This window comes from Brucella tritici (genome assembly GCF_902825325.1).
GTDB lineage: Bacteria > Pseudomonadota > Alphaproteobacteria > Rhizobiales > Rhizobiaceae > Brucella.
Genome location: NZ_CADEAR010000050.1, coordinates 1 through 4607, shown reverse-complemented (window position 1 = coordinate 4607; position 4607 = coordinate 1). Strand labels below are relative to the sequence as shown.

Genomic DNA, 4607 nt, shown 5'->3' with positions numbered 1-4607 from the left:
ATCTTTGCGTCCTTTGATAAAGCTATGATGAGCCGAAAATCCTCTCTTCTTAATTAAACCAGTTTTGTCTCAAAGGCCCTGATGTCGGACAGGCTGCGACGTCTTCAGGAGTTTGCGCGCGACCCAATGCAATGCCTTCTACGAACTTCTCGTACGTGGCACCCTTCGGCGCACCAGTGAGCATGGCAAACGCTTCATCGATCTCGACCCACATGTCTGTGCCGACAACGCCCGGGCAATAGGCGTTGACGGTGATGCCATTGGCGGCTAATTCCTTTGCAGATGCCTGAGTTAGTGCGCGAACAGCGAATTTCGTCGCCGAATAGATTCCCAACATTGCATAGCCTTCATGCCCGGCGATCGATGAGGCGTTGATGATCTTGCCTTTTTGATCCCGTGCCTTGAACTTTTTTGCGGCAGCCTGAATTCCCCATAGTACGCCATGGATGTTGATCCTGAAAATCTTCTCAACGTCTTCGAGCCGTATGTCTTCAATGGGCTTCACCTGTGCAATACCGGCATTATTAACAATGACATCGAAACCGCCCAGCTCCGCCTCCGCGTGATCAATGGCGGCATATACCTGAGCGCGGTCGCTGACGTCGGCACCGAAGACTGATGCCCTGCGACCAAGGGCGCTTATCTCCTCAGCGACCGTGTTCAACTTATCCGCCTTGAGATCAACAAGGGCAAGATCGAAACCGTCGCGGGCCAGCCGCAGAGCAATGCCTCGGCCAATCCCCTGTGCGGATCCGGTGACGAGAGCAACTTTTGCTTGTTGAGACATTAATTTGTTCCTTTTTGTGTCAAAAAAACTGAGCCGATGAACCTTTTCACGCTTCGATGGACGATCATGTGCTGTTTCGCCCTGTTTACTCCATTAGAAAAACCGCACAGCCTCTGTTGCCGCAGCGGTTGAGTCATCGCCGCTTTCATATAAAGCGCAGCCGCCATCTCTTGCATTGACGCAAATCATTTATGGTAGCCGGACGAACGGAGAGCCATTGATGCCACCCTGGCGCTGGGACATAGGGTGTGCTTTATCCTGCGTAATTTGTGAGGCCCTACTTAAATCGAAGAAGACCGACATCATCGGCGCAGAGGCGGCGCCAAGCGGCAAGCAATGCGGTCTGCGACACTCAAGACTGAGGAACAACCCGATCTTCAGGCGTTGCACCGGGTGCGGGACCAAACGATTGGAACAAGAACCCACCTGATCAACCAGAGGCGGGCCTTCTGCCTTTAAATTTTGTATCGCCCAACGGCACGCTTGGCTGCGAACGGGTAAATGGACGGAAAAAAGTTCGCATTTAGATCGTGTTAAGAGGAGCCGGATGTCCCGAAGCGTGGGCGTCTCTTTTTGATCGTCAGCTCGATCTTGAATCGAAGAAGCTGATCTTCATTCCAAGGGCGGCCTCTCCACGAAGATGGCACGTCTACGGGAAACGTGCCCATTGAGGAGAGGGTTGCCGAGCTCGCGTGCCGCACGGCAGCGGAGAACGACCACCTTCACAGAAGCGCTGCGTCTTAGCGCGGCTCGGGCTGAAGAGATCGGCGGTAATGGTCGAGGCAATAGATGTCGCTGGAGGCACGCGGTCCACAAAATAGGAGCGGCAGCCTGTTTAGGTCATATCTTGCGGGTTAGCAGGCATCTCTCCCCCACCCTCGTTTTTCTGCACACACTCTTAGGTATGTTCGCGAGCTTCATCCGCAGATGTCCGATAACCTGTCATGTCATTGTCTGGTCCCTTCCGCCTATTCCGGACGCGCGACATACAAGCTGTGTCTCCATAGCCGCGATGCTCGGCCCACGCTTGCAGCTTCTGTAAAAGGCTCGCTTACCCACTCGCTGTTGGTCGAGCTTGAGCCACTGCACCCAGTGCTTCCAGATTTGTTGCGCCACCAACAGTCGCGCTCAGGGTGCCCACCATAGCCGTGTTTTGCGGCGTTACCTGGTCAAATGAACTCGAAGCCACGTTGCTCTTCCTGTCAAGTCTGACGACTGTTCACGGAACATCTAACCGATTGACGAAGATCATAGCGGCATCTTTGTCCTGGCCGCACGCTACCCTAGTAGCCGATCAATCAGAGGAGCCAAGACATGACCTTCAAGACCATAATTGCAATCTTAGGGGTTTCGAATGCGGATGCTGACCTAGAACACGCCACCAGTCTCGCCAATGATACCAACTCCCATCTTTCCGTCGCTATCGTGCGTAGCGCAATCCCGCCGCTGGGCGAGAATTATCCGGTCGCAAGCGCATGGCTTGACGAAAGGGACAAGGAGATCGAGGAGCTAACTGTGGTTCGCCAGAAGGCAGACGATCTCTTGCGGAAAGAAGGGGTTTCCTATGAGGTGGATAGCCTTTACGGCGATCTTTACGTCCTTCAGAGTGAAATCCGCTTGCGTGCGATGTATGCCGACCTGGTTCTCGCCGGGCAGGGCGTCCGTTCAAATGCCGGACTGCGCAAAGCTGTCGTCGCGGCTGCAGCATTTCACGCAGATACCCCGATCTTGTTGATGCCGGAGAGCGGCACGACTAGCCTTTCTCCGAAAACCGTGATGCTTGCATGGAATTCGAAGCCCGAAGCCGTGAATGCGGCCAAGGCGGCGCTGAGCATGCTGAAAAGTGCAGAAAACACCCACGTTGTTCTCGTCGATCCCGACAGCAGCTATTTCAAGAACGGCGGAGAACCCGGCGCCGATATTGCCACCTTCCTCGCCCGCCACGGTGTGTCCACCACCGTTGAACAACTCGCCAGCGGCGAACGGCGAACGGCAGATGTCTTGCGCCAGCACGCGCTTGAAATCGGATGCGACATGATCGTGATGGGTGCCTATGGACATCCAAGAATACTGGAGCAGATCTTTGGTGGCGTCACGGAATCGATTATCGAGGAATGCAAAGTCCCGGTCTTCCTTGCGCGATAAACGAGGAAGCTCCGCCTTGACAGGCGGGGCTTCGTTGAATCGCCAATGGACAAGTCGGTGTTCTTATCCTCGAGGCCGTTCCCTTCGCTCTAGCGCCAAAAGGGCCCTGCCTACCGGGTCATCTCCTTGGCCCATTGTTGGCAGAGTGGCGCATGCGGCACGGCATTCAGCCGCTTATCAATCTCGCTTCGACAGCGTGTGCGCTGGCCGAAGTTTCCTCCTCCCAGTCGAGCGCGGATCGGCACAGACGCTCCGTCGTCTTGGACGAGGACAGCATCCCTCGCTTCGTAATGACGGTTGATAACGCGAATGGGGCGAGGTTCCGAAGCCATCGATTAGCGTGACAACTTAAAGGCTCGCATACCTTCGTCTTAGCTGCCGCATCGCTTGGCAAGCGTGTTAGTCTGCCGCTACACAAGCAAGGGAACAAATCGCCCCAGCCACGGTTATGTGAAGGCGCAAATCACCGCGTTCAGCTGCGTTTTATTTCTCCGAGCGGCGTGCTATCAGTGAATAGTGAAGTCCTAATGAAGGAGCGAGGCAAGTGACCGCAATCTCGTCCGGCCTGTTTACCTGCTTTAGCATTTTCTTCGTTGCGCTTGGCGCTTCAACCGTTGTTCACTCAGCAGATCTAGTGGAAGAACCGGGTGGCACGCTGGTATCAGAAACACGGCCTCTAACGCTCGGGGAACTCCACGAACTTTATGGAAACCACACATGGCTTTGGAACGACGGCGCGGGATATTTTGGTGAGGGGGATCGCCGCCGATTTACGGCCTTCACCGGAAGTGGCGCAAAGGCCAGCTATGCCGATGGCCGTTGGTACGCGAAGGATCCAGGACGGGCTTGCTTTACCGCCAGGTGGTTCGCCTCGGACGGTGACGGCGTGGCGACAACTTGTTTTGAACATAAGAGCGACGGCCAGACGATCTGGCAACGGCGGCTACCGAGCGGGCAGTGGTACGTATTTAGTCACATTCCTCCACGCCCCGGTGATGAGGTGCTCAAGCTGAAGCAAGGTGATCTCGTTTCGGCCGGCTATGAGCGAAATAAGCGTGCAGTTTCTCCGTAGTCTAGCGAGCCGTATCCGCCGTAATACGGAGCGGTTGTAGCCGGTCGCGATCAGCGAACCGCCTTTTCAGCGGAACCGGCGGTTAGCTGCGCGGGTCGTCTTAGTATGGGGCGACCCATTCGGCCGAGGCCGGTTGTCGAGCACATAAGCGGAACCCGTCATCTTTAGCCTACCGCGTATTCTGGATATCACCGGCTTATGCCCGGCGCGGGGTCGCATGGGCTCGCCGGCAGCGACGTCGACTGCATGTGAACTGACGACGTCGCACCGTCAACCGGCTAAATGTCGTGCCTTCTTCTTCAGATACCAGCGCCACGCAGTGTCAACGATCTGATGCATGCTGCTGTGAACCGGGTTCCATCCGAGGACGGCGTGGGCGCGTGAGCCCGCGACCAGTACTGCCGGATCCCCAGGCCGGCGTTCTCCAAAGCGATAGGGAACCTCACGTCCCGTCACTGCCCGAACTGTCTCGATGACCTCCATGACTGACGATCCCGTACCGGTACCGAGATTGAGAGGCTGCGACGGTGTTGTCACGTTAAGTTTCTCTGACCGGAAAGGCCCGTGGCTCGTAGATATTCAGGCGAAACAGGCCGCAATTTT

At 55.9% G+C, this 4607-nt stretch carries 4 protein-coding genes; 2 read left to right on the top strand and 2 right to left on the bottom strand.

The features are described 5' to 3' along the window. Positions 1–49 precede the first annotated feature (49 nt). Positions 50–787 (bottom strand): acetoin reductase, encoded by a 738-nt coding sequence (locus HWX93_RS22390; RefSeq protein ID WP_176038776.1) that lies wholly within the window; start codon positions 785–787, stop codon positions 50–52. 1314 nt (positions 788–2101) lie between these two features. On the opposite strand from HWX93_RS22390, the gene HWX93_RS22385 reads away from it, so the two are divergent. Both HWX93_RS22385 and HWX93_RS22380 read left to right on the top strand, forming a co-directional pair. Further along, on the top strand, positions 2102–2932 hold the full coding sequence (locus HWX93_RS22385; RefSeq protein ID WP_176038775.1) for a universal stress protein: 831 nt from the start codon (positions 2102–2104) through the stop codon (positions 2930–2932). A 544-nt stretch (positions 2933–3476) separates the two neighbouring features. Next, positions 3477–4004, top strand: coding sequence for a DUF995 domain-containing protein (locus tag HWX93_RS22380; protein ID WP_176038774.1), 528 nt, complete (start codon positions 3477–3479; stop codon positions 4002–4004). Between the two features lie 270 nt (positions 4005–4274). Here HWX93_RS22380 and HWX93_RS22375 read toward each other — a convergent pair whose 3' ends face one another. After that, positions 4275–4541 (bottom strand): hypothetical protein, encoded by a 267-nt coding sequence (locus HWX93_RS22375; protein WP_176038773.1) that lies wholly within the window; start codon positions 4539–4541, stop codon positions 4275–4277. Positions 4542–4607: the final 66 nt, after the last annotated feature.

Coding starts and splice junctions, on each gene's coding strand:
- HWX93_RS22390 (WP_176038776.1), bottom strand. CDS start 787: ATGTCTCAACAAGCAAAAGTTGCTCTCGTCACCGGATCCGCACAGGGG.
- HWX93_RS22385 (WP_176038775.1), top strand. CDS start 2,102: ATGACCTTCAAGACCATAATTGCAATCTTAGGGGTTTCGAATGCGGAT.